This window comes from Pseudomonas sp. 43mfcvi1.1, assembly GCF_900115935.1.
In the GTDB taxonomy this organism is placed as follows: domain Bacteria; phylum Pseudomonadota; class Gammaproteobacteria; order Pseudomonadales; family Pseudomonadaceae; genus Aquipseudomonas; species Aquipseudomonas bijieensis.
In genome coordinates this window covers 192,047-216,340 of the sequence record NZ_UETT01000011.1, presented here as the reverse complement: position 1 = coordinate 216,340, position 24,294 = coordinate 192,047, and the positions used below count along the sequence as shown (strand labels likewise).

The following is a 24,294-nucleotide window of genomic DNA, read 5'->3' as shown; positions in this document are numbered from 1 at the left end:
CGGGGACAACCCATTGTGTCATCGCGGCTACTTTGAATGAGGCGATAGACGTCGCTGGCGGCGTTTTGATGGCTGACGTATTCTTCGCCGTTCTCTGAGCCGACAGGCTCGAAAACTGAAATTTCCTACGTTTTAATCCGGAGTTCGTTGAATGTCTGCTGGTTGGCTGCGCGCCTGTGCGCTGGTGATGATAGGGCTGTTCAGCGTTGCGGCGCTGGCCAAGGACAAACAACCGACGGCCATCGTCATCGGCGGCGGCCTGGCGGGGCTCACGGCCGCCTATGAGTTGCAGAACAAGGGCTGGGCGGTGACGCTGCTGGAGGCCAAGCCGGACCTGGGCGGGCGTTCGGGCATGGCCACCAGCGAGTGGATCGGCAACGAGAAGACGCAGCCGGTGCTGAACAAGTACGTCTCCACATTCAAGCTGAGCACCACGCCGGCCCCGGAATTCGTGCGCACCCCCAGCTACCTGATCGACGGCACCTACTTCACCGCCGCGGACCTGGCGACCAAACAGCCGGCCACCGCCGAAGCCCTCAAGCGCTACGAAACCACCCTGGACGACCTGGCGCGTTCCATCGAAGACCCGCAGAACCCGGCGGCTACCAATACGCTGCACGCGTTGGACCAGATCACCGTGTCCAACTGGCTCGATCGTCTGCAACTGCCGGCCACGGCGCGGCAGTTGGTGAACCAGGAAATCCGCACCCGCTATGACGAGCCGTCGCGCCTGTCGCTGCTGTATTTCGCCCAGCAGAACCGCGTCTATCGTGGCGTGTCCGACCGCGACCTGCGGGCCTCGCGCCTGCTTGGCGGCAGTCCGACCCTGGCCCAGGCGTTCGTCAAGCAACTGAAGACCATCAAGACCAATTCGCCGGTGTCGGCCATCTCTCAAGACAAGGACGGTGTGACCGTCAAGGTCGGCAGCGTTGGCTACCAGGCTGACTACGTGGTGCTGGCGGTGCCGCTGCGAGCGCTGAACAAGATCCAGCTGACCCCGGCCCTGGACGCCCAGCATCAAGGCGCGATCAAGGGCACCAACTACGGCTGGCGCGACCAGATCATGCTCAAGTTCAAGACCCCGGTCTGGGACAGCAAGGCGCGTATGTCGGGCGAGATCTACAGCAACGCCGGCCTGGGCATGATGTGGATCGAACCGGCCATGAAGGGCGGTGCCAACGTGGTCATCAACCTGTCCGGCGACAACGCCCGGGTGATGCAGGCCTTTGGTGACAAGCAGATGGTCGATCAGGTGCTGATCCGCCTGCACGCGTTTTATCCACAGGCCCGTGGCGCGTTCACCGGTTATGAAATCCGTCGCTACAGCACCGACCCGTCCACGGGTGGCGCCTACCTGGCCTTCGGCCCGGGCCAGATCAGCAAGTACTGGCGCCTGTGGGAAAAGCCATTGCAGCGCATAGCCTTTGCCGGCGAGCATACCGACACCCTGTACCCGGGCACCCTGGAAGGCGCGCTGCGTAGCGGCCAGCGGGCGGCCAGCCAGGTTGAAGACCTGGCGGCAGGCAAGTCGTTCGAACCGGCCAAGGTCGTTCCGGCTGCGACGGCAGCAGCGGCAGGCGCGGTGGCAGCGAAGAAGGGCAACTTCTTCAGCAATCTGTTTGGTGGCTCGGATGACGACAAGAAGCCAGAGCCAGTCAAGGCACCGGAGCCGGTAGCGCCTGCTCCAGCACCTGCACCCGCTCCTGCGCCGGCACCGGTGGAACCACCTGCACCAGCTGCCCCGGCCAAGGTTGAGCCGGCCAATAAAGCGGCCACTAAACCCGCAGCCAAAAAGCCTGCGGCCAAGACCCCGGCTAAAAAAGCACCGGTGAAAAAAGCCGCACCGGCGAAGAAGCCTGCCACGGCAAAACCGGCAGCGACCGAGGCCAAGGCGCAGTAAAACTTGGCGATAAAAAAAGCGCGGCGTATCTGCCGCGCTTTTTTTTGCCTGCAAAACCGCTATCGCGAGCAAGCTCGCTCACACAGTTTTGATCGAAGTGAGCGCAGATTCTGTGCTCACCAAAAATCCCCTGTGGGAGCGGGCTTGCTCGCGATGGGGCCGCATCTGGCACCCCGATGCCTTCATGACATACCGATGTATCGCTTTAATCTTTCCTTAACCCACCCCCTCCAGACTGATCATCGTATTTCTCGATATTTCAAAGCGAAATTTTCCGCTTTAAATCGATAGATAACTCGCTAGTCTTGATCGCAGTTTTTACAGGATATGAGCAATGCAGCTACGCAACTCCTCTTCTCGCTATGGCTGGGTCAGTATCGCTCTGCACTGGGGCGTGGCGCTGGCGGTGTACGGGCTGTTCGCCCTGGGCTTGTGGATGGTTGGCCTGGATTACTACAGCGCCTGGCGCAAAGACGCACCGGACCTGCACAAGAGCATTGGCCTGGTGTTGCTGGCGGTCATGTTGCTGCGAGTGCTCTGGCGTTTCGTCAGCCCGCCGCCACCGACCCTTGAAACCTATGGTCGCCTGACTCGCGCCGGCGCCAAGCTCGGTCATAGCGCACTGTATCTCGGGCTGTTCGCCGTGATGATTGCCGGTTACCTGATTTCCACCGCAGACGGTGTCGGGATTCCGGTGTTTGGCCTGTTTGAAGTACCCGCGCTGGTGTCCGGACTGCCCGATCAGGCAGACGTCGCCGGCCAGATTCACCTGTACCTGGCATGGGCGCTGGTAATTTTTTCCGGCCTTCATGCGTTGGCTGCATTGAAACACCACTTTATCGACCGTGACGCGACCCTCAAGCGCATGCTGGGACGCCAAGCCTGATGTTCAACCTCGACTCCAAAGGAATAGAAAGCATGTTGAAAAAGACGCTCGCCGCCCTGGCAATCGGTTCTGCCCTGCTGTCGGCCGGTCAGGCCATGGCTGCCGACTACGTGGTCGACAAGGAAGGCCAGCACGCCTTCGTTGACTTCAAGATCAGCCACCTGGGCTATAGCTACATCACCGGTACCTTCAAGGACATCGACGGCAAGTTCAGCTTCGACGCTGCCAAGCCTGAAGACAGCAAGATCGAGTTCAATGTGCACACCGCCAGCGTATTCACCAACCACGCCGAACGCGATAAGCACATTGCCAGCGCTGACTTCCTGAACGTGGGCAAATTCGACAAGGCCACCTTCGTTTCCACCAGCGTCAAGTCCACCGGCAAGAACGCCGATGGCAAGGAAACGGCCGACGTGACCGGCAACCTGACCCTGCTGGGCGTGACCAAGCCGGTCGTGGTCAAGGCCACTTTCCTGGGTGAAGGCAAGGACCCATGGGGCGGTTACCGTGCCGGTTTCGAAGGCACCACCAGCATCAAGCGTTCGGACTTCGGCAAGCAGAAAGACCTGGGTCCAACTTCCGATGCGGTCGAACTGTATGTCTCGTTTGAAGGTGTCAAAGCGAAATAATCTTCGCGCCTGACAAAAAACGCCCCTGGTCTTGCGATCAGGGGCGTTTTTTATTACGCGGATTTCGACAACACAGTGTCCCTGTGGGAGCGAGCCTGCTCGCGATGAGGCCGGTACATGAAAAGAGCGGTGACTGACCCACCGCTATCGCGAGCAGGCTCGCTCCCACAGGGTTGGATCAGAGTCCATCAAATGAAATGCCCCGGGTCGCGAGACCCGGGGCATTTTTCAAGGCTTGGAAAAACTCAGCGATTACGCGTCAGCAATGCCGGTTTCTCGCCCCGTGGACGGCTAGGCAGTTGATCCAGCTGCTCAGGCGTCGGGAAGCGATCGGCTTTCGATTCCTTGTGCATGATCTTCGGCTGGTTGCTGCGTGGGTTCTGCACGGCGGGTTCCTGACGCGGCTGGTCGTCGCGGGCCGGGCGGCGCGGGCGGGTGTCATCGCGACGAGCCTGGCCGTCACGCGGGGCACCGTTGCGTGGGCCGTTGCGCTTGGCCGGCGGAGTGCCGGTGGACGAGCCGTTGCTGTTGCGCGGGCCGTTCTGGCGACCCTGTGGCTGGCCACTGCGCGGAGCGCCTGCACCCGCGCCCTGTGCCGGTGCGCCTGGGCGGCGACCACGGCCCTGGGCCGGTTTCTGCTGCGGCACGTAGTCGACGCGGTTACCGAAGTTGTCGATGTCGTCGTCCAGGAACTCGTCCGGGGCACGATCGGCTGCGGCGCGTGGGACTGGGCGCTGCTGCTCACGGGCTGGAGTGCCTTCGCGGGGCTTCTGTTCGCGGGCTGGGCGTTCGCCACGGCTGTTGCTGGCCGGTTTTTCCTTGCCCTTGTCCTTGCCTTTGTCCTTGCGGCCACCGCCGCCACCGCCGCCATTCGGGCCGTCGCCACGTGGGCCACGGGCATTGCGCGGATTGCGCACATCCGGACGTTCGCGCACTTCAGGCTTCTCGGCCTCGATGGTGCTGGCATCGAAGCCCATCAGGTCGCCGTCGGCAATTTTCTGCTTGGTCATGCGCTCGATGCTTTTGAGCAGCTTTTCTTCGTCCGGCGCGACCAGCGAGATCGCTTCGCCCGAACGACCGGCCCGGCCCGTACGGCCGATACGGTGAACGTAATCTTCATCGACGTTTGGCAGCTCGAAGTTGACCACGTGGGGCAACTGGTCGATGTCCAGGCCACGGGCCGCGATATCGGTGGCTACCAGGATGCGTACTTCGCCGGCCTTGAAGTCGGCGAGGGCCTTGGTGCGGGCGTTCTGGCTCTTGTTACCGTGGATCGCCACTGCCGGCAGGCCGTGCTTGTCCAGGTACTCGGCCAGGCGGTTGGCGCCGTGCTTGGTACGGGTGAACACCAGGACCTGTTCCCAGGCACCGGCGGTAATCAGGTGCGCCAGCAGGGCGCGCTTGTGGCTGGCCGGCAGGCGGAATACGCGTTGCTCGATGCGCTCGACCGTGGTGTTCGGCGGCGTGACTTCGATGCGCTCCGGGTTGTGCAGCAACTTGCCAGCCAGGTCGGTGATGTCCTTGGAGAACGTTGCCGAGAACAGCAGGTTCTGCCGCTTGGCGGGCAGGCGGGCGAGCACTTTCTTCACGTCATGGACAAAGCCCATGTCGAGCATGCGGTCGGCTTCGTCCAGCACGAGGATTTCGACGTGGGACAAATCGACGCTGCCCTGGCCGGCCAGGTCCAGCAGGCGACCGGGACAGGCCACCAGTACATCGACGCCACGGGACATGGCCTGGACCTGGGGGTTCATGCCGACGCCGCCAAAAATGCAGGCGCTGACGAACTTCAGGTCGCGAGCATAGATCTTGAAGCTCTCGTGGACCTGGGCCGCCAGTTCGCGGGTTGGGGTCAGGACCAGTACGCGCGGTTGGCGCGGGCCATGACGCTGGGATTTGTCTGGGTGACCGTTGGGAAACAACCGCTCCAGGATCGGAAGGGCGAAACCGCCGGTTTTACCAGTACCTGTCTGCGCCGCGACCATCAGGTCGCGACCTTGCAACACGGCGGGGATGGCCCGCTGTTGCACCGGGGTAGGCTCGGTGTAGCCGGCGGCCTCGATGGCGCGGACTAAAGCCTCGGAGAGACCGAGGGAAGCAAAGGACATGAGTAATCCTGTTTTAGTGAGGGCCTGGCCCAATGGGATAGTCTTGCCTGGCGCGAACGACGTTCAACAAAAAGACGTCATCCCGTCCGGTCCTGCCGGGCCTCAAAGGCGGGTCCGGACAAGGCTCGCGCGGGCTGTAGGCTGCGCTGTAGCGGTGTCGGGATGCCTTTTGCAAGGCCGGGCGTCCGGGCGTGAGCCTGGCGGGAAGGCCGGAGTATAACAGAGCAAACGCCGCGCGCCGCTTTCCCGCTGCTCAACGGTTTATTTCAGCGTTGCCTGACCGGGCGAGGCGACCTTGGCAATCGGGCCGGCGCCGTAACGGGCGCTCAGTTCGGCATAGGCCGGTTCGCGCTTGAAACGCTTGAGTTCGGCACCGAAGCGTTGCACCAGCAAATCCATCCCGGCGTTGCGCCGCACCGCCAGGTATTGGCTTTGACGGCTCACAACCGTCGGGTTTTCGGTAATCTGGTCGCCCAACCGCATTTGTTCAAGTACATGCCGGCCCACCCTGCGGTCGGTGATGAGCAGATCGATCCGCCCCAGTTGCAACTTGCCGAAATTGGCTTCGTGGGTGGGCGCCGTTTCACGGGTGAACAGGGTCGACTCACTGAAAGCCTGGCTGTACAGATAACCGGGCGAGGTGCCGATGGTCAGGCCGCCCAAGTCATCGAGGGTACGAAACGGATGGGGCCGGGCATTGGCGTAGAACATCACGAACTCCACGTCCGACAGCGGTTCGCTGGGGTAAAGCAGCATGGCATCGCGCTTATCGCTGTGAAAAATGTCCAGCGCACCGTCCGCCAGCCCCTGCTCCAGCATCACCAGGCAACGCTTCCATGGCAGGAACTGCCATTCCACGTCGATGCCCAGGCGCTTGAACACGATGGCCGTGGTTTCGTAGTCCAGGCCTAGCATCTTGCCCTGCTCTTCGTAGACATACGGGGCCCAGGGTTCGGTGACAATGCGCAACTTCTCGGCCCGGGCAGTCATGCTCAGGCACAGGAGGAGAAGGGCGGTCAGCAGCTGGACAATGACGGGCATGGCCTGAGGTTACGACGAGAGCTCATCAAATAGCTAGAGCGCTCTGGCCTGCGCCCTCGTGGCCTGTGTGGTTATTCCAGTCAGTTCAACTTCTGGCATCCGAATTTGAACTAACGAACTAGCCACGCAGGCTGCTAATTGTCCTTTGCCTGCATCAAGTGCTCATAGATGGCTACGCGGCGCTCACCCAGTACCAGGCGAATCAGCGGATGATTGAGCCAGCGTTTGAGCTCATGGTCCTGCAACGGTTTTTCCAGGCGGTGTTCGACGTTCTCCAGGGCTTTTTCCCACCAGACCGGCGCGCAGGCCTGGTCGAACTGGTTGGTGTGGCGGTAGCAGCCATAGAGGATTTCGCGCATGAATTGGCGTTTATGATTGGGCAGCGCCAGGGTAACGACCTTGTAGGCCAGGCGTTGGAAGGCCGGCGGCCGGGGCAGGGTGGCAGTGACTTGCCCGGTTTCATCCAGGGCCCGTTGGCAAACCGGCGCGGCGCGGTGTTTGTCGAGCCAGGCTTTGGTCTTGGCGCGGAACAGTTGCTTGCGGCTCCAGTAATGATGGATCAGGTCCGGGCATTCGCGCACCTGCACCGAGCGATAGGCCGCTACCGAAAGACAGAATTCTTCCAGTGTGTAGGCACCCTGCGCCAATGGATACAGTTCATCCATCAGGGCGAGGGAGCGATCCAGGACCGCGGTATCCGCGCAGTTGAGGCCAATGACCCCCGAGTTCAACAACGGCATGTCGTCGTCTGCCAATTGCCGCTGGCGCAGGGTATCGGCCAGTGTCAGGTACAGCCCGGAATCCTTGTTGGCGCCATACGTCAGGCCGAAAGCGTTGCACAGCAGCGTGCCAGGCCGGACGCGGCGGAACAGTTCGAGGGGGGAGCAGTGGAAAAAAGTGTCGGTGTCGATCAGCAGCGCTACTTCGGCTTCTTCGAGCACTTTCTGCATCACCACGTGCTTGGCGCGGAAGTGATAGCCGTGGGGTTCGATCCAGGCCTGGCGGGTCTCGTTGTCCAACGGGCGCAAACGCACCGGCAGCCCTTCGTACGGTGCGGGATTGTCGGTGAACACCTGGATATCCAATGCTTCGTCCGGCGTCTTGCGCAGGCCGGCCAACGCGCTGGCGATGCTGAACAACGCTTCCTGGTGATAGGTTTCGGCCCCGTAGACCAGATAAATGAGCTGTGGGGTCGTTAGCCTGTGACCATTGGGCATCTACTGCAATCCTCCAGATATGTGCTTAAAAAAAAAGGCCTTGGTTTTCGCCAAGGCCTCTTGTACCAGCGCATCAAGTCATCAGCGTGGCAGCTTGAGGTTGTTCCATACCGCGAGGCTCGGCTCGGCCTGGTTAAGGGTATAGAAATGCAGCCCCGGTGCGCCGCCTTGCAACAAACGCTCACACATTTGCGTGATGACTTCCTCGCCGAAGCTTTGGATGCTCGAGGCGTCGTCGCCATAGGCTTCCAGCTGCTTGCGGATCCAGCGTGGGATTTCTGCACCGCACGCGTCGGAGAAACGCGCCAGCTTGCTGTAGTTGGTGATCGGCATGATCCCCGGCACGACAGGGATGTCGACCCCTAACTTGCGTACACGCTCGACGAAGTAGAAGTAACTGTCGGCGTTGAAGAAGTACTGGGTAATCGCGCTGTTGGCGCCAGCATTGGCCTTGCGCACGAAGTTGCGCAGATCGTCTTCGAAGTTGCGCGCTTGCGGGTGCATTTCCGGATACGCAGCCACTTCGATGTGGAAGTGCTCGCCGGTTTCTTCACGAATGAAACTCACCAGTTCGTTGGCGTGGCGCAGCTCGCCGCTAGCCATGCCCATGCCCGACGGCAGGTCGCCACGCAGGGCGACGATGCGCTTGATGCCAGCGGCCTTGTATTGGGTCAACAGGCTGCGCAGATCGTCCTTGCTGTCGCCCACGCAGGACAGGTGAGGGGCGGCGGGGATTTTGACTTCGCTTTCGAGTTGCAACACGGTGTTTAGGGTGCGGTCACGGGTCGAACCGCCAGCGCCATAGGTGCAGGAGAAGAAGTCGGGGTTGTAGCTGGCCAACTGACGGGCAGTGGCGATCAGTTTTTCATGCCCAGCATCGGTCTTCGTCGGGAAGAACTCGAAGCTGTAGCGACGGTCTTGGGACATGGTCATATCCTTGGAAACGCGTAAGCCTGGGAGGCCTGCACATTCCTTGTAGGAGCGGACTCATGTGGGAGCGAGCCTGCTCGCGATTGGCATCGCCTCGGCCTGACAGCTTAATCGAGGTGTCTGCATCGCGAGCAAGCTCGCTCCCACAAAGAGCCCGCTCCCACAGGGAGAGCAGGCAATAGAACCGATCAGTAGCGGTAAGCGTGCGGCTTGAACGGGCCTTCGACGGTAACGCCGATGTAGTCAGCCTGTTGCTTGGTCAGCTTGGTGACCACACCGCCGAAACCGCGGACCATTTCCAGGGCCACTTCTTCGTCGAGCTTCTTGGGCAGTACTTCCACGGTCAGGCGCTCGGCTTTCTGGGCTGGCGACAGGTCGGCGTATTTCTGGCCGAACAGGAAGATCTGGGCCAGGACCTGGTTGGCGAACGAACCGTCCATGATGCGGCTTGGGTGGCCAGTGGCGTTGCCCAGGTTCACCAGGCGGCCTTCGGCCAGCAGGATCAGGTAGTCGTCGTTCTGTGGGTCGAAGCTACCAGTGCCGGTGCGGTGAACCTTGTGCACCTGTGGCTTCACTTCTTCCCATGCCCAGTTCTTGCGCATGAAAGCGGTGTCGATTTCATTGTCGAAGTGACCGATGTTGCAGACCACGGCGCGCTTTTTCAGGGCCTTGAGCATGTTGGCGTCGCAGACATTGACGTTGCCGGTGGTGGTCACGATCAGGTCGATCTTGCCCAGCAGCGCTTTGTCGATGCTCGCTTCGGTGCCATCGTTGATCCCGTCGATAAACGGCGAAACCAGTTCGAAACCGTCCATGCAGGCCTGCATGGCGCAGATCGGGTCGACTTCGGACACCTTGACGATCATGCCTTCCTGGCGCAGGGACTGGGACGAACCCTTGCCCACGTCACCGTAGCCGATCACCAGGGCCTGTTTGCCGGACAGCAAGTGGTCGGTGCCGCGCTTGATGGCGTCGTTGAGGCTGTGACGGCAGCCGTACTTGTTGTCGTTCTTGCTCTTGGTGACCGAGTCGTTGACGTTGATGGCCGGGATCTTCAGTTCGCCCTTGGCCAGCATGTCCAGCAGGCGGTGTACGCCGGTGGTGGTTTCTTCGGTCACACCGTGGACGTTTTCCAGCACGGCCGCGTATTTCTTGTGCAGCAGCTCGGTCAGGTCACCGCCGTCGTCGAGGATCATGTTGGTGTCCCATGGCTGGCCATCCTTGAGGATGGTTTGCTCCAGGCACCACTCGTACTCTTGCTCGGTTTCGCCTTTCCAGGCGAATACCGGGATACCGGCAGCGGCAATGGCGGCAGCGGCCTGGTCCTGGGTCGAGAAGATGTTGCAGGACGACCAGCGCACTTCGGCACCCAGGGCAACCAGGGTTTCGATCAGCACGGCGGTCTGGATGGTCATGTGGATGCAGCCGAGGATCTTCGCGCCCTTGAGCGGTTGCTCGCCGGCGTACTTGCGGCGCAGGCCCATCAGGGCTGGCATTTCGGATTCGGCGATGATGATTTCGCGACGGCCCCAGGCAGCCAGGGACATGTCGGCGACTTTGTAATCGGTAAAAGCGGCAGGCGTAATAACAGCGCTCATGAAGAGCCTCCATTCGTAATGTATGCGAATGGGCGCCGTTGTGCGTTTAGTGTCCGTATGGGGAGCCCCGTACGAACAACGCCCCATCCGAGCCTGACAGGTCGAGCCTGCTGCAGCGCCCCTCGGACAGGTGGCGGGAACGGTCCAAAGCGTGGACCGGTAAAGCGGGGCGATTATAACGGGCTAACCGGATCTTCCAAAAGGGTTTCTGTCGGCAAATCAAAATTGCCGATGATCGTTATAGGGGCCGCGATGTAGAGCCTGCCTGCCGGGTCTGCCATGATGCAGCCATTCATCGGCCAGGCGCTCAGGAGTGAACATGAATTTCCACACCCGCAAATGGGTCAAGCCCGAAGACCTCAACCCCAACGGCACACTGTTCGGTGGCAGCCTGTTGCGCTGGATAGACGAAGAAGCGGCGATCTACGCCATCGTCCAGCTCGGCAACCAGCGCGTGGTCACCAAGTACATTTCGGAAATCAACTTCGTCAGTGCCTCGCGCCAGGGCGACATCATCGAGCTGGGCATCACCGCCACCGAATTTGGCCGCACCTCCATCACCCTGACCTGCGAGGTGCGCAACAAAATCACCCGCAAGAGCATCCTGACCGTGGAGAAGATGGTTTTCGTCAACCTTGGTGAGGACGGTTTGCCCGCGCCTCATGGGCGGACCGAGATCAAATACGTCAAGGATCAGTTCAAGGATGATGTTGTCGAGTGAGATCGGCGGCGCCATCGCGTGCAGGCTCCCACACTGGTTCGGGTAAGGCATGGGACGTCCATCCCCTGTGGGAGACTGAACAGCTCCGAACGCCACGTGTCGTAGGTACATCACGCCACCGGTTCAGGAGCTGTATGGACACCCATAAAGACGGCAAGACCCCTGATCTCTCGGCTCAGGAACAGCACGAAGTCGACCGCAACCAGCCGCCGCGGGCTGCCGTGTTGCATGAAATCATCCGCACCCAGGGCAACCAGGAACTTGAGCGCAGTATCGCTGCGCTCTGGTGGTCGGCCCTGGCGGCGGGGTTGACCATGGGCCTGTCACTGATGGCGATGGGGTTGCTCAACTCCCGGCTGCCGGACCACGAAGGCTTCAAGGTCATCGCCAGCTTCGGTTATTGCGCCGGTTTTCTCGCGGTGATCCTGGCCCGCCAGCAATTGTTCACCGAAAACACCCTGACCGCGGTGCTACCGATCATGAGCAAGCCCACCCTGGGCAATTTCGGGCGGTTGATCCGGCTCTGGGGCGTGGTGCTGGTGGGCAATCTGTGTGGCACCTTGCTGGTGGCCTACGTGATGTTGCACCTGCCGATTTTCGACCAGCGCACTGACCAGGCTTTCCTGGAGATCGGCCGCAAGGTTATGGAAAACGACACCGGCCAGATGTTTGCCAAGGGCATCATTTCCGGCTGGATGATCGCCACCATGGTCTGGATGATCCCCTCCATGGAAAGCGCCAAGATGTGGATCATCATTCTGATCACTTATCTCATGGCGCTGGGGGATTTCACTCACATCGTCGTCGGCTCGGCGGAAGTGTCCTACCTGGTGTTTGCCGGTCAGTTGTCGTGGGAGGACTTCTGGATGGTGTTTGCCGGGCCGACGTTGGCGGGCAATATCGTCGGTGGGAGTTTTATCTTCGCTTTGATCAGTCATGCGCAGATTCGTAGCGAAGTCGGCCCGCCCAAAGATAAGCCGTCAGGAGCGGCAAGGCCGCGTGGCGACTCGGAATGAATGGGAGCCTGATCGCAGGCTCCCGGCGTGGTTGGCGTTAATTGAATAGCATGTTGCTCAGGGTCTTGCGGGTTGTTGACTTCGGATCAAGCGTTCCCATGTAGCGCGACCTGTAGTTGGCGATGACCCGTTCGAGTGCTTTGTTGAACGCGATCCTCTGCGCCAGTGAATTGTTGAACCTCTTTGGATCTTGCACTTCCTGAAGGTCCCGGATTGCCCCTTCTATCAGCTTGATGTTTGCACTGGGCTGGCCGCTGCGGAAGAGTGTGGGATGCAGCACGTTTTGCACGACGTTATGGATGCGCGTGGCAATGTCCTGCTGGTGCATTTGCTCGACGGCGTGACGGGTCACCTCGGAAATGGCGCTGGTCGCGCCTTTGTCCCACTCGGCGGCGGCCTGCAGGAATTGCATGAAGTCCGGGTCATTGCCGTGATTGAGGCGTTTAGCTAGCCATTGCAGCTTGCCGGGTTGATCCGCAAGTTGGTCGAGGGCCCTGATGGCCATGTGCATTTGCGAGGTGGGTTCAAGCTTAGAAGGTGTTTCGTTGGCCGCTTGGATCGCTTCCTTCAATTGCGTCAACGCCTGTTGTGCGTGGCGCCTGAAGGCAATCACCTCGGTGCAGGCTTTGTCGTCTTCCAGTTCTGCGCTCAGCGGTTCGAAATCCTTGTCGCTCAACGCCAGCAGGGCGTCCTCGATCGAGACAAATGCAAAGGTTTGCTGCGTGGCGTAGCGCTCGTCCAGATAGCTTTGGACAACCTTGCGCAGCTCTTCCTGGAGATAATTCTTGATCTCCTCGGACATGCCGAAATTGACCGTTCCACTCAACAGGCCACGGTAATCGCCTTTTTCGGTTTTCAGCGGTACGACGACGATCTGGTCGGCAAAGCGCTTCAGTTGCTTGGCATTCCACGCGGCGCTAGCCGTATGGGGGGCCTTGAGAACGCTGTCGATCAGGGCCGAGATGCCCGTACCCCGCTGGTTTTCCTGGTCCGATTCTTCAGACTCGAACACCAGGATCAAAGACTCGCTGTCCGGGATCGGGCTCATGGAGGTCGCCGGATTATAGATGTCAGGTACCGGTGTGTTGTTCAGAATGCCGCCATCGGCAAATGCCGTGGTTTCAATACGTTTCTCATCGTTCTGTTGGAATGGCAGCCCTTGCTGGGTCGGCTTGCTGAAGACGACCGGCAGCGACGCGGAGATAAGCGCGGCCACGGCAATGTCCATATTCGGCGTGGTCTTCTCGCTGAACACCACCAATTGCGTGCCTTCCTCGAACATGGCGGTGCCGGTGATTTCCACGGTCTTGATCTGTGGGATCTCTTTGCTCAGGACTGCCAGGTCAGCAAAGGTGACGTATTGGTTCTGTCTCACATTGGCAATGGCTTGTTGCGCTTTCTCGGAGAGAGGTTCCGAGTGATCGTCGCAGCGTTGCAAAAGCGCCGCGCAGGATTTCTCCCGGATCAGATTCTCCAGCGGTATCCCCTTGGAGCCCAGGCGTGGCAACAGATCACACAACAATTGCGCCAGCGGAACGCTTTTCAGTTTTTCGCCCAGCTTCGACCAGGCGTTCTGGAGTGTTTTAACGATAGGGTGGGTGCTGTCGAGCAAGGACGTGAGGGGAATATCGTCAAGGATCTGGTCGAAACACGCATGACTCATGCCGCTGGCGAGTACGGCGGCCGATATGGCCCCTGCAGAGGAGCCTGAAATCGTTCTGATATTACCCATGAGACCGTTGGCTTCGAGGGCTTCGACAAGTCCGGAGTAAGCCGCCCCCTTGGCGCCACCGCCACTCAGGACCAAGTCCGTAATGGGGGGGCGATTCATGGTGACTTCGACACTACCGTCGCCATGTCGAATGATGGATATCGACCGGCCTGTCGCGCGGTCTACCAATAGGCAGTCATCTCCAGGATTCGCTGGTCTTGTGATCTGGTCTGTGCTCTCAAAAGAGCTACGGGGAGGGGGCTGTTGCGAGATTGCTAGCATTCTGGTTCGTTCCTTGTACCCGTGGGGGACCGAACTCTAAGCAAAATCCGAGGGATTATTGCGTGGCGACTCAATTGGACAAACATCCGCCGGCTGCAAACAGCACTCGGCGGATTTCAATGAAAAGCGCTCTGGAACAAGGCTTTTGGAAAGTAGGTAAAACAGCTCGCACGGATGGGGACAAAGTCTTACTGAAAGCGTCGCCTATTCGCTCACGGGCAGGGCAGATTTCTCAGCCCCTCAAACAGCGACTGCCACCGAACGACGTTGTCGGTAGATAAAGAATAAGGCAGTCAACACCGTGAGGCCTCCGACCAACGCCCCGGTCCATGGCAGATCCGCCAGATCCGCACCACTGGCCACCACCAACCCGCCAATCCACGCCCCAGCCGCGTTGCCGAGATTGAACGCGCTCTGATTCAGCGTAGAGCCGAGGTTCGGTGCTTCGTGGGCTTGGTCGATGATCAGCAATTGCAGGATCGGGCACAGGGCGAAGGCGAAGACACCCCACAGCACCAGGGTGATCGCCGCCGGAATCACCGACTGGCTGGTCTGGCTGAACGCGGCCAACACCAGCACCACGGCCAGGGCCATGCCCACCAGCGAGGGCAGCAGGCGTCGGTCGGCCAGGCGCCCACCGAGGAAACTGCCCGCCGTCAGGCCAACGCCGAACAACAGCAGCATGATGGTGATGCCATGGGGACTGACACCGGTGATGTCTTGAAGGATCGGCGCGATGTAGGTGAACACGCTGAACAGGCTGGTGGAGGCCAGCACGCTCATGCCGAGAGCGAGCAATACGTTGACCTTGCCCAGGACTTTGAACTCGCTGGCCAGGTTGGCCTTGTCCATGGGGATTTCCTTGGGCAGCCAGACCCATTGGGCGATGGCTGCGATCACCCCGATCACCGATACCGCCCAGAAGGTCGAGCGCCAGCCGGCGTATTGGCCCAAGGCCGTGCCCAACGGCACGCCCAACACGTTTGCCAGGGTCAGGCCGGTGAACATCATCGCAATGGCCTGGGCCCGTTTGTTCGGCGCCACCAACCCGGCCGCCACTACCGAGCCGATGCCAAAGAACGCCCCATGGCACAGCGCGGTGATGACTCGCGCGGCCATCAGCGTGGTGTAGTTCGGCGCCAGGGCGCAGAGGACGTTACCGAGGATGAACATCAGGGTCATGCCCAGCAGCGTCGCCTTGCGCGGCATATTGGCGGTGCCGATGGCCAGGATCGGAGCGCCGAACACCACGCCCAGGGCATAGCCGGTGATCAGCAACCCGGCCTGGGGAATGCTCACCGCCAGGTCACGGGCGACATCGGGCAACAGCCCCATGATGACGAATTCAGTCGTGCCGATGCCGAAAGCGGCGACGGCCAAAGCAAGCAAGGCGAGTGGCATGCGCAAGGTCTCTGTCTGTAGTCTTGACGCTCTGATCAGGCATACGCATGCCGACACCACCGGTTCGAGTGAACGGGGCAACAGCGAAATTATTGGAATAGGTGTATGCGCAACTGAGTGCGGCGTGGTCGCTTGCAGTATAAACGGCCGCGGATGGATGGCGAATCAATTCTCTGAATGGAATAAGGAGCGTGCCGTGATTGCAACGGCCTTGGTGTTGGTGGCGGCGCTGTTGCATGCGGCGTGGAATACGCTGATCAAGTTCAGTGGCGAGCGTTTGCTGGTGGTGGCGTGCATGGACAGTGTCGCCTTGCTGTTCGTCGCGTTGGCCTTGGGTTTCGTGGCCGTGCCGCCGTTGGAGATCTGGCCGTGGATCCTGGCCTCGGCGCTGTTCGAGCTGTTGTATCGCTATCTGCTGATCCAGGCTTATCGGGTCGGTGACCTGGGGCTGGTCTATCCGTTGATGCGCGGCCTGTCGCCGCTGGTGGTGTTGGCCCTGACATTTATTTTCGCCGGTGAAGCACTGACGATCCAGCAGATCATCGGCATTTTACTGATCCCGTTCGGCATGCTTTGCCTGTTGTGGCAGGGCGGTGGTGGCGAGCGATTGCCCTGGTCGATGTTGCCGGTGGTGGCGCTGATCGGCCTGTGCATCGGTTGCTACACCTTTATCGACGGTCACGCCTTGCGGCGTTGGTCCCATCCGCTGGATTACCTGGTCTGGCTCACGCTGCTCAGTGCCTGGCCGTACCCGTTGCTGGCGTTGGTCGGCAAGCGACCGGCGTTCTTGCTGTTTTGGCGCGAGCAATGGCGGTTGGGGTTGGCGGTCGGACTCTGCGTTTTGTTCAGCTACGCTCTGGTGCTGTGGGCCATGCAACTGGGGTCGATTGCCGAAGCAGCGGCGCTGCGGGAGATCAGTGTGATCCTGGTGGTGCTGTTCGGCATGCGCTACCTGAAAGAACCTTTTGGCCGGCCGCGGCTCTTAGCTTGCGCTTTGGTGTTGATTGGCATGCTGGTGATGAAAGCCTGACTGGCGCTCGATTCTCTCTAAAAACTCGAAAAGGAAGTGCGTATGACGGTTGCCCTGTGGTGTGTGTTGATTGCTTTTCTCCTGCCTTACCTGTGTGTCGGGATCGCCAAGGCCGGTGGGAGATACCGGTTGCAGGATAACCACGACCCCCGGGACTTTTTGGACTCGCTCGAAGGCGCTCCCCGGCGGGCATACGCCGCGCAACTGAACAGCTTCGAAATCAGCCCGTTTTTCGCCGCCGCCGTGATCGTCGCACACCTGGCCGGCAATGCCGAGCTGGTGACTATCAACGTGTTGGCGGTGTTGTTCATCACCAGTCGCCTGCTCTACATCATTTGCTACCTGGCGGACTGGGCCATCTTGCGGTCGCTGGTGTGGTTCGTGGGGGTGGGGTTGGTCTTGAGTTTCTTTTTTGTTTCGGTCTGAGCCTGGCGGTTGAGACCTAGCCTCTGTGAGGTCCTATCGCGAGCAGGCTCGCTCCCACAATGGATCTAGCCGTACACAAAATATGTGTCCACTGGAGATCAGCTGTGGGAGCGAGCCTGCTCGCGATGGGGCAGGGACAATCAACACATCTCTTAGGGATTGGCGCTAACCGCGTTCGCCACCTGCGGCACCGATGGCAACGCCATGCCCTTGGGCCACAGCATCCAGATCTGCCCTTGTTGCTTCATGTCCCCGGCCAATTGCCCTGCCGCCTCGCCTGTGCCCCAGAACAGGTCCGCCCGCACTTCGCCAGCAATCGCGCCGCCAGTGTCCTGGGCGGCGACCGGCCGGTTCAAGGGACTGCCGTCGGGGCGAGTGGTGGATAGCCACAACAGGCTGCCCAGCGGAATCACCTTGCGGTCCACCGCCACGCTGTAGCCGGCGGTCAGCGGTACATTCAGCGAGCCTCGCGGGCCTTCGTTACTGTCGGGGTTGCGGTTGAAGAACACGTAGCTGGGATTGCTGCCGAGCAATTCAGGAATACGGTTCGGGTTGGCCTTGGCCCAGGCACTGATGGTGCCCATGGTCACGTCTTCTTTCTTAAGCTCACCCTGTTCGACCAGCCAGCGCCCGATGGGGCGGTAAGGGTGGCCGTTCTGGTCGGCATAACCGATGCGCAGTTGGCGACCATCATCGAGGCGAATACGTCCCGAGCCCTGGATTTGCAGGAATTGCAGGTTCATGGGGTCGGTCAGCCAGGCGATGACCGGTGCCTTGACCCCGTTGGTTTCGATGGTGGCCGCGTCGTCGTACGGCTTGAGCACCCGGCCTTCGAGGCGGCCGCGCAGGCGTTTGCCCTTGAGCTCAGGGTAGATGCTGTCCAGCGACACAATGATCATGTCGTCGGGCACACCGTAGACCGGGATGTTCGCCGTAGCGGTCTGGGTGAGGCTGCCGGGGTATACCGGTTCGTAGTAGCCGGTAATCAGGCCATTGGGGCTGTTGTCCCCCGAGCGCAGGCCGTAGACGTCCAGGTTCTGTTTCAGGAAATTGCGAACATCCGGTGCGGTTTGCGGCACCTTGGCCGCTGCTGCGCAGGTCGGGCCCCAGGTCGCATCGGTCTTGAGACGGGTGCAAGCGCTGCGCCAGGAGCTGAAACCGGCCAGCAAGTCCGCATCGGACACCGACGGCAACGCTTCCCACGGTGCGCTGACATAGGTGGCGAGGGCATGGGTCTGAGGCTCTTCGACCTTTTCGCCGCGATTACAACCGGCCAACAGTGCGATCAGCGGTAGGGTCAATGCCAGGCCTTTGTGCCAGGTCTTGATGCGGCTGTTCATGAAGATTTCCTTTGCAGTCATTCGGACGCTGTCAGGCGCTCGAACAACCCGTATTGTTGATAGGGCCATTGGTCTTTACCGATGACCCGAGGATACTAACCGCCGTTTCCTGCCCCGAGGCCAAGATGTTTGTAAAACGATTTTCCATGGCAGCGCTGGCCTGCCTGATGTTGTCCGCCTGTGGCGGCGTCGATCCCAATTCTCCCCTGGGCCAGCGCAAGGCGATCTTCAAGCAGATGCTCAAGACCAGCGAAGAGCTGGGCGGCATGTTGCGCGGCCGCGTCCCGTTCGATGGCGCACGATTTGCCGACGGCGCGGTGCAGCTGGATCAGCTGTCCCATGAGCCGTGGAAACACTTCCCGCAGGTACGCGAGCAAGACCACACCAGCGCCCGGGATGAAGTCTGGCAAAAACAGGCGCGCTTCCAGGAACTGGCGCGCAATCTTGAAGCCGCCACCGGTGAATTGGTGACCGCCAGCAAAATCCAGCCCTACAAGGCCAGTTACCTGGGGCCGGCGGTCCAGAAGGTCGAGGATGCGTGCAGTGCCTGTCATAAGGAATTTCGGGATCATTGAATAAAACAGCTGCAAGCGCAGAGCTGTGAGCTTGCCGCTTACTTATCCAACTCATCCACCGCTTCCTGCAGTTCCTTGCGGGAGGCTGCCAGCTTGTCCTTGCGTTTGTTGATCCGCTCGGCGTCGCCTTTCTTCATGGCCTTTTCCAGGTCGGCCTGACGTCGGCTGACCTCATGCTTGGCATCGAGCACCTTGTTTTCACGCTCCTTGCGCAAGGACGCATCGGTGCAGTGGGTGGTGACTTCACTCAGCGCGGTTTCCAGGCCTGCCTGCTGGTCCTGGTTGCCGCGGGACTTGGCCAGTTCGATCTGGTTGATGATGCCCTGGCGCTTGGCCGCGCAGCCGGTGAGCTCCGGGGCTTGCTCGTCCGCCATCAAGGGGGCGGCCATGGCGCTGCATAAAACCAGCAGGGCAACGGGGGACAGGAAATTCATAGCAACTCCGTAAAAAATCGCGAGCGGTCGGTACAGATGCGCTGTTGGAACGCATGCTTGCCCCTTGGGTTCAACCACGCGGGGCCCGGATTAAAAACCGTCGACCCCGGCGGTGCGTAATTCCTCACTCAAGGCCAGCACCTGCGGGTCGCGAAAAAATGCGCTCAATTGCGCGGCGCGTCCCGGTCCGATGCCGGCTTCGGCTTGCCATTGTTCGGTATTTCGCTCGGCCAGCACCTGCCACGGCCCTTCCAGCCGGGCCTCACCGACCGGCGGCAGGCCCAGGGCCTTGAGCCATTGCCCGAAAGGGCGTTGCCGGGCGCTGTCCAGGCTGGCGAGCAGGCGCGCGCTACTGCGTTCGCCGAAGCCACCAATGTTAGCAAGCTCGGCGGCATCAAGGGTCAACCAATCCAGCAAACCGTGGAGTCGACCTGCAGCCAGGAGTTTTTCCCAGGTGCCGGGACCGACATGGGGCAGGGCGAGCCCGTGCTTGCCGCTGAGCCAGTTCAGGCGTGCGAGGAACTGGCTTTCACAGCCGGGCGTCGCTTGCCAGCAACTCAGGACGTGGTAGTCGTCGGCCAACGGAGCGTTGACCTCCTGGCGCTCGACACTGCGCAGTACAACGCTGTCGAGTCGCGGGATGGTCAGCCCGGCCAGGCTGATGGCCACCTGGTCGCCGGGACGGATGTCCATCTCCTCCCAGCGCTTGAGGGAACTGACACTTACCCGACGAATCCACCGGTCGTCGAGCCGGATGCGTTCAAGCTCCAGTACGGGCGTGATGCGCCCGGTGCGACCGACCTTGAAGTGCACCTTGCGCACCTCGGCCAGGGCTTGTGCGTATGGGTATTTCCAGGCAACGGCCCAGAACGGTGCCCGAGCCTGCCAGCGTTTGGCGGGTGGCCGGCGGCTCTGGCGCAGGACGATCCCGTCACTGGCGAAAGGCAGCGGCGTACGATACCAATGGTCGCGCCAGCGCTCGGCGTCAGCGAGGGTCCGGACAGGTTGGTTGTAATCGAGGGTGTTGGCGAAGCCCAGCTCACTCAACGCGGCCATCCGCTCGGGCAGGGTATGCGGCCCGTCGGGCCAGTCCCAGACAAACAGGCCGATGTACGTCCCCTCTTGCACCGTCAGATTTGTGCGCGCCATCAGGCCCGCTATGGTCGACCGGGCATTGAGACTGCCATTGTCGGCCTGGACATGGCTGTTGAGCCGCCAGTACAGCTCGCCCTGGACAAGCACGTCCAAAGGCTGGCGCAGCCGTTGAGGGATGCTGCTGATCTTGTGCACAGCCCAGGTCCAGTCCTGTCCTTGAATCCCGTCGCCGCGGCTGATCGCCTGATGCAGGCGGCCTCCACGATAGACCAATGTCACCGCCACGCCATCGACTTTCGGTTGGACCCAGACGTCCTCCCGGTCATGCAACCAGGCTCTCGCACCGTCGGCGTCCTTGAGTTTGTCCAGGCCGGTATGAACAACCGGGTGCGGTACTTTTCCCGCTCCCGGGCGCAAGGGGGTGGCGGGTGCTTCAAGGCCAAAGCAATTGCGCCATTGGTCCAGTTTCAAGCGGGACTGATCGTAAAGCTCGTCGGCCACCAGCGAGCGGCCGTAGCGGTGATAAGTGTCGTCCCACTCGTCGATTCGCTGTTGCAGTGCGGCGATCTCCGTCTGGGCGCGGTCGGTGGGCCAGTCGGGGCAGGGCGCCGCAATGGCGGGGCCGGTGATGAATATGAAACAGGCGATTGTGCGTGATAACGGCAGCATCGAAGCATCCTTGCTTGGTGGTGTGCTTGAAGACTAGTTGCAGTAGCTCGAGGTGCGAGTCCGAGTGCGTTACCGGATTTTGCGAGGCTTGATGGCAAAGTCGCGGCGGTACAGTGCGGCACGATTTAGCCGCGCAACTGTCCCTTGAACCCCTCAAGGGCCGGTGCAGAATGGACCTTCGTTTCGCCTCTGCCAGGAGTGTTCCGATGGACCTGACGACCCTCGCCGTTTTCATTCCGGCCTGCTTCGCGCTGAACATGGCGCCGGGGCCGAACAACCTGTTGTCCATCAGTAATGCTTCGCGCTATGGCTTCGTTCGCGCGTGTAGCGGTGGCCTCGGTCGGCTGGTGGCCTTTGCGATCATGATTGCCCTGGCCGCGGTGGGGCTCACCGCCGTGCTGCATACCTCGGAGCTGTTGTTCCTGGGGATCAAGCTTGTCGGTGCCGGTTATCTGTTCTACCTGGCCGTGCAATTGTGGCGGGCCCAACCCGAGGCTGGCAGCGAAGCGGCGGTCGCGTCGATGAGCAGGGCCGGCCTGGCGCGCCAGGAGTTCCTGGTGGCGATCGGTAATCCGAAGGCGATCCTGTTGTTCACTGCGTTCCTGCCGCAGTTCGTCGACCGTACAGGCACCGTCACCCAACAATTCGCCGTGCTGGGTGGCCTGTTCCTGGCGTTGGAGTGCATCGCCATCGGGTTGTATTGCTACATGGGGATTTACGCGCGACGGTTGTTCGCCCGGCCCAGTGGCAAGCGGCTGTTCAATCGGCTGTGTGCGGGCTTGTTGGCCAGTGCGGCTTCGTTTTTGCTGGTGGCGCGGCGATCTTGAGCTTCGGCGAGGGAATTTTGTGGGAGCAAGGCTTGCCCGCGATACAGGCGCCTCATTACCACAGGGACCGAGTTGTCCTCATCGCGGGCAAGCCTTGCTCCCACAGATAAATTCCATCGTCACAAGGCCCCGGTATGAATTTACCCTTTGAGTGGTCAAGCACCAGGCATGAAAAAGCCCCTGGCGATCAAGTCGCCAGGGGCTTTTCTTTACACGTGGGTGTTACAGGCCGGCAGCGGCGCGCAGGGCGTCGGCGCGGTCGGTCTTTTCCCAGGTGAAGGTGGTGAAGGTATCGTCACCCACGGTCTTGGTCTGCGGCGTACGACCGAAGTGACCATAGGCGGCGGTGTCCTGGTACATCGGGTGCAGCAGGTCGAGCATGGTGGTGATGGCATATGGACGCAGGTCGAACACTTCGCGGACCAGGTTGATGATCTTGTCATCGCCGATCTTGCCGGTGCCGAAGGTGTTCAGCGAGATCGACGTAGGCTGCGCCACGCCAATGGCGTAGGAAACCTGGATCTCGCAGCGCTCGGCCAGGCCGGCGGCCACGATGTTCTTGGCCACATAACGCCCGGCATAGGCCGCCGAACGGTCGACCTTCGATGGGTCCTTGCCGGAGAACGCACCGCCGCCGTGACGGGCCATGCCGCCGTAGCTGTCGACGATGATCTTGCGCCCGGTCAGGCCGCAGTCGCCCACCGGGCCGCCGATGATGAACTGGCCGGTCGGGTTGATGTGGAACTGGGTGTCCTTGGACAGCAACTCGGCAGGCAGCACGTGCTTGACGATCAGTTCCATCACGCCTTCGCGCAGGTCTTTGTAGGACACATCAGGGTTGTGCTGGGTCGACAGGACGACGGCATCGATACCGACTACCTTGCCGCCTTCGTAGCGGCAGGTCACCTGGGACTTGGCGTCCGGGCGCAGCCAAGGCAGCAGGCCGGATTTACGAGCCTCGGCCTGACGTTGAACCAACTGGTGCGAGAAGGTGATCGGGGCCGGCATCAGTACGTCGGTCTCGTTGCTGGCATAGCCGAACATCAGGCCCTGGTCGCCCGCGCCCTGGTCTTCAGGCTTGGCCCGATCGACGCCTTGGTTGATGTCGGGGGACTGCTTGCCGATGATGTTCATCACGCCGCAGGTCGCGCCGTCGAAGCCGACGTCGGAACTGTTGTAGCCAATGCCCAGGATGACGTCCCGGACGATCTGTTCCAGATCGACCCAGGCCGAAGTAGTGACTTCGCCGGCGATGATCGCCACGCCCGTTTTCACCAGAGTCTCGCACGCCACGCGGGCGAACTTGTCTTCAGCAATAATGGCGTCCAGCACCGCATCAGAAATCTGGTCGGCGATTTTGTCCGGATGCCCTTCAGACACGGACTCGGAGGTGAAAAGGGAGTATTCGCTCATCTCGATGTTTTCCTACAAGTTACCGTTGGTGAGTGTCGCCAGTGGCCGCTGAAAGTGGCGAACCTGGATCTGGAAACCATTACGTAAGCCTATATAGAGGCTTTCCCCGGGCACGAGGCCCGCAGCGGTGGCCCAGCGGGCCAGGTCGTCCTGTTCAAACCCGAGCCAGAGATCGCCGCAGGCCTCCCTGGCCCAGCTCTGGTTGTGGCTGCATAACTCCGTCACCAACAAGCTGCCGCCCGGTTGCAGCAGGCCGGCCATGTGCCTGAGTGCGTCGGCCGGCGCGGCGAAATGATGCAGCACCATGTTCAATACCACGCAGTCGGCCTGCAGGCTCATGCCATCCAGTGCATCGGCCAGTTGCAGGCTGACATTAGCCAGGGCCTCGCGCTCGCAAACCTGGCGCGCCAGTTCGAGCATGGCCGGGCTGTTGTCCAGCGCCGTCACCTGGCTGAAGCGTCGCGCCAGCTCCGGCAGAAAGGCGCCATCGCCGGGGCCGACTTCGATCGCCGTGGCCGCGGGTTCGAAGCTCAGTTTGTCGAGCAGCGCCACAACGCTTTCGCGGTACTGCGGCAAGCCGGCGATCAGGTCCTGCTGGGCGCGAAATTTCTCGGCGACCCGTGCGAAGAAGTCCTGGCTGGCGGCGGCCCGTTGCCCGTGTACCTGGGCGATGCGAGCCTGCACGTCGGTCGGCAGGGGCAGCGCGTCCACTTCGTCCAGCAGCGCCGCGTGCAGCTTGCCACCCAGCAGATCGCTGTGGGGCAGGGCGCGGCGATAGAAAATGGCGTTGCCTTCCCGACGGGTCGCCACCAGGTCGGCCTGGGCCAGGACCTTGAGGTGGTGACTCATGCCGGACTGGCCGATGCCGAAGATCTGTGCCAGTTCCAGCACGCCGAACGAGTCGTTGGCCAGGGCGCGCAATACATTGAGCCGCAACGGATCGCCGCCGGCCTTGCAAAGGGCCGCTAGCTCATCGCAGTCGTCATGGCGAATGGAGGGCGCGGGTAAGTTCATGATGAGGCAGTCTGTTTCATGGTGAAGCAGT

20 protein-coding genes, 1 pseudogene and 1 riboswitch are annotated in these 24,294 nt (G+C 61.1%); of the genes and pseudogenes, 9 read left to right on the top strand and 12 right to left on the bottom strand.

The features are described from left to right. Positions 1-151 precede the first annotated feature (151 nt). The 3 genes from DTP52_RS21315 to DTP52_RS21305 all read left to right on the top strand — a co-directional run bounded on the left by DTP52_RS21315 (position 152) and on the right by DTP52_RS21305 (position 3,415). On the top strand, positions 152-1,900 hold the full coding sequence (locus DTP52_RS21315) for a flavin monoamine oxidase family protein (protein ID WP_109755101.1): 1,749 nt from the start codon (positions 152-154) through the stop codon (positions 1,898-1,900). Positions 1,901-2,234: 334 nt separating this feature from the next. After that, positions 2,235-2,786: a cytochrome b gene (locus DTP52_RS21310; protein ID WP_109755100.1), complete on the top strand. Its 552-nt coding sequence runs from the start codon at positions 2,235-2,237 to the stop codon at positions 2,784-2,786. A gap of 32 nt (positions 2,787-2,818) precedes the next feature. Continuing rightward, complete coding sequence (locus DTP52_RS21305; RefSeq protein ID WP_109755099.1) at positions 2,819-3,415, top strand: YceI family protein; 597 nt, start codon at positions 2,819-2,821, stop codon at positions 3,413-3,415. A gap of 245 nt (positions 3,416-3,660) precedes the next feature. Here the strand turns inward: DTP52_RS21305 and DTP52_RS21300 are convergent, their stop codons facing one another. From DTP52_RS21300 to ahcY, 5 genes are all read right to left on the bottom strand, one after another. Beyond that, positions 3,661-5,523 (bottom strand): DEAD/DEAH box helicase, encoded by a 1,863-nt coding sequence (locus DTP52_RS21300; protein WP_109755098.1) that lies wholly within the window; start codon positions 5,521-5,523, stop codon positions 3,661-3,663. Between the two features lie 261 nt (positions 5,524-5,784). Then, positions 5,785-6,564, bottom strand: a complete 780-nt coding sequence (locus DTP52_RS21295; RefSeq protein WP_109755097.1) for an ABC transporter substrate-binding protein — start codon at positions 6,562-6,564, stop codon at positions 5,785-5,787. A 134-nt stretch (positions 6,565-6,698) separates the two neighbouring features. Beyond that, positions 6,699-7,781 carry a hypothetical protein gene (locus DTP52_RS21290; RefSeq protein WP_109755096.1) on the bottom strand — a complete coding sequence of 361 codons (1,083 nt, stop codon included), beginning with the start codon at positions 7,779-7,781 and terminating at the stop codon, positions 6,699-6,701. Positions 7,782-7,862: 81 nt separating this feature from the next. After that, the gene (gene metF / locus DTP52_RS21285; RefSeq protein ID WP_109755095.1) at positions 7,863-8,708 is read right to left on the bottom strand and encodes a methylenetetrahydrofolate reductase [NAD(P)H]; all 846 of its coding nucleotides are present in this window, start codon (positions 8,706-8,708) and stop codon (positions 7,863-7,865) included. Positions 8,709-8,899: 191 nt separating this feature from the next. Further along, positions 8,900-10,309 carry an adenosylhomocysteinase gene (gene ahcY / locus DTP52_RS21280; protein ID WP_109755094.1) on the bottom strand — a complete coding sequence of 470 codons (1,410 nt, stop codon included), beginning with the start codon at positions 10,307-10,309 and terminating at the stop codon, positions 8,900-8,902. Between the two features lie 23 nt (positions 10,310-10,332). Next, positions 10,333-10,439, bottom strand: a riboswitch (S-adenosyl-L-homocysteine riboswitch). Positions 10,440-10,628: 189 nt separating this feature from the next. On the opposite strand from ahcY, the gene DTP52_RS21275 reads away from it, so the two are divergent. Together DTP52_RS21275 and DTP52_RS21270 are read left to right on the top strand one after the other, a co-directional pair. Then, complete coding sequence (locus DTP52_RS21275; protein ID WP_072346269.1) at positions 10,629-11,030, top strand: acyl-CoA thioesterase; 402 nt, start codon at positions 10,629-10,631, stop codon at positions 11,028-11,030. A 134-nt stretch (positions 11,031-11,164) separates the two neighbouring features. After that, positions 11,165-12,046, top strand: coding sequence for a formate/nitrite transporter family protein (locus DTP52_RS21270; protein ID WP_109755093.1), 882 nt, complete (start codon positions 11,165-11,167; stop codon positions 12,044-12,046). 37 nt (positions 12,047-12,083) lie between these two features. On the opposite strand, the gene DTP52_RS21265 is transcribed toward DTP52_RS21270, so the two are convergent. Together DTP52_RS21265 and DTP52_RS21260 are read right to left on the bottom strand one after the other, a co-directional pair. Continuing rightward, on the bottom strand, positions 12,084-13,877 hold the full coding sequence (locus DTP52_RS21265; protein ID WP_109755092.1) for a patatin-like phospholipase family protein: 1,794 nt from the start codon (positions 13,875-13,877) through the stop codon (positions 12,084-12,086). Between the two features lie 402 nt (positions 13,878-14,279). Continuing rightward, positions 14,280-15,440 (bottom strand): MFS transporter, encoded by a 1,161-nt coding sequence (locus tag DTP52_RS21260; protein WP_109755091.1) that lies wholly within the window; start codon positions 15,438-15,440, stop codon positions 14,280-14,282. Between the two features lie 196 nt (positions 15,441-15,636). Here DTP52_RS21260 and DTP52_RS21255 point away from each other — a divergent pair, with 196 nt between their 5' ends. Then, entirely contained in the window at positions 15,637-16,470 is an 834-nt protein-coding gene (locus DTP52_RS21255; protein WP_109755090.1) for an EamA family transporter, read from the top strand. 42 nt (positions 16,471-16,512) lie between these two features. Next, a complete protein-coding gene (locus tag DTP52_RS21250) occupies positions 16,513-16,896 on the top strand; it encodes an MAPEG family protein (RefSeq protein ID WP_109755089.1) in 384 nt (127 codons plus the stop codon). Between the two features lie 152 nt (positions 16,897-17,048). Here DTP52_RS21250 and DTP52_RS21245 read toward each other — a convergent pair whose 3' ends face one another. Next, positions 17,049-18,236: a murein transglycosylase A gene (locus DTP52_RS21245; protein ID WP_109755088.1), complete on the bottom strand. Its 1,188-nt coding sequence runs from the start codon at positions 18,234-18,236 to the stop codon at positions 17,049-17,051. A gap of 125 nt (positions 18,237-18,361) precedes the next feature. On the opposite strand from DTP52_RS21245, the gene DTP52_RS21240 reads away from it, so the two are divergent. Further along, the gene (locus tag DTP52_RS21240; protein WP_109755087.1) at positions 18,362-18,811 is read left to right on the top strand and encodes a cytochrome c; all 450 of its coding nucleotides are present in this window, start codon (positions 18,362-18,364) and stop codon (positions 18,809-18,811) included. 38 nt (positions 18,812-18,849) lie between these two features. Here the strand turns inward: DTP52_RS21240 and DTP52_RS21235 are convergent, their stop codons facing one another. Next, the gene (locus DTP52_RS21235; protein WP_109755086.1) at positions 18,850-19,245 is read right to left on the bottom strand and encodes a DUF1090 domain-containing protein; all 396 of its coding nucleotides are present in this window, start codon (positions 19,243-19,245) and stop codon (positions 18,850-18,852) included. Between the two features lie 90 nt (positions 19,246-19,335). Then, positions 19,336-21,009 carry an NAD-dependent DNA ligase LigB gene (ligB, locus tag DTP52_RS21230; RefSeq protein WP_109755085.1) on the bottom strand — a complete coding sequence of 558 codons (1,674 nt, stop codon included), beginning with the start codon at positions 21,007-21,009 and terminating at the stop codon, positions 19,336-19,338. Between the two features lie 206 nt (positions 21,010-21,215). Here ligB and DTP52_RS21225 point away from each other — a divergent pair, with 206 nt between their 5' ends. Next, on the top strand, positions 21,216-21,836 hold the full coding sequence (locus tag DTP52_RS21225; RefSeq protein WP_109755084.1) for a LysE family translocator: 621 nt from the start codon (positions 21,216-21,218) through the stop codon (positions 21,834-21,836). A gap of 222 nt (positions 21,837-22,058) precedes the next feature. Here the strand turns inward: DTP52_RS21225 and metK are convergent, their stop codons facing one another. Both metK and DTP52_RS21215 read right to left on the bottom strand, forming a co-directional pair. Beyond that, complete coding sequence (metK, locus tag DTP52_RS21220) at positions 22,059-23,249, bottom strand: methionine adenosyltransferase (RefSeq protein WP_003177547.1); 1,191 nt, start codon at positions 23,247-23,249, stop codon at positions 22,059-22,061. Positions 23,250-23,268: 19 nt separating this feature from the next. Beyond that, positions 23,269-24,263, bottom strand: a pseudogene (locus DTP52_RS21215) (ArsR/SmtB family transcription factor). Positions 24,264-24,294: the final 31 nt, after the last annotated feature.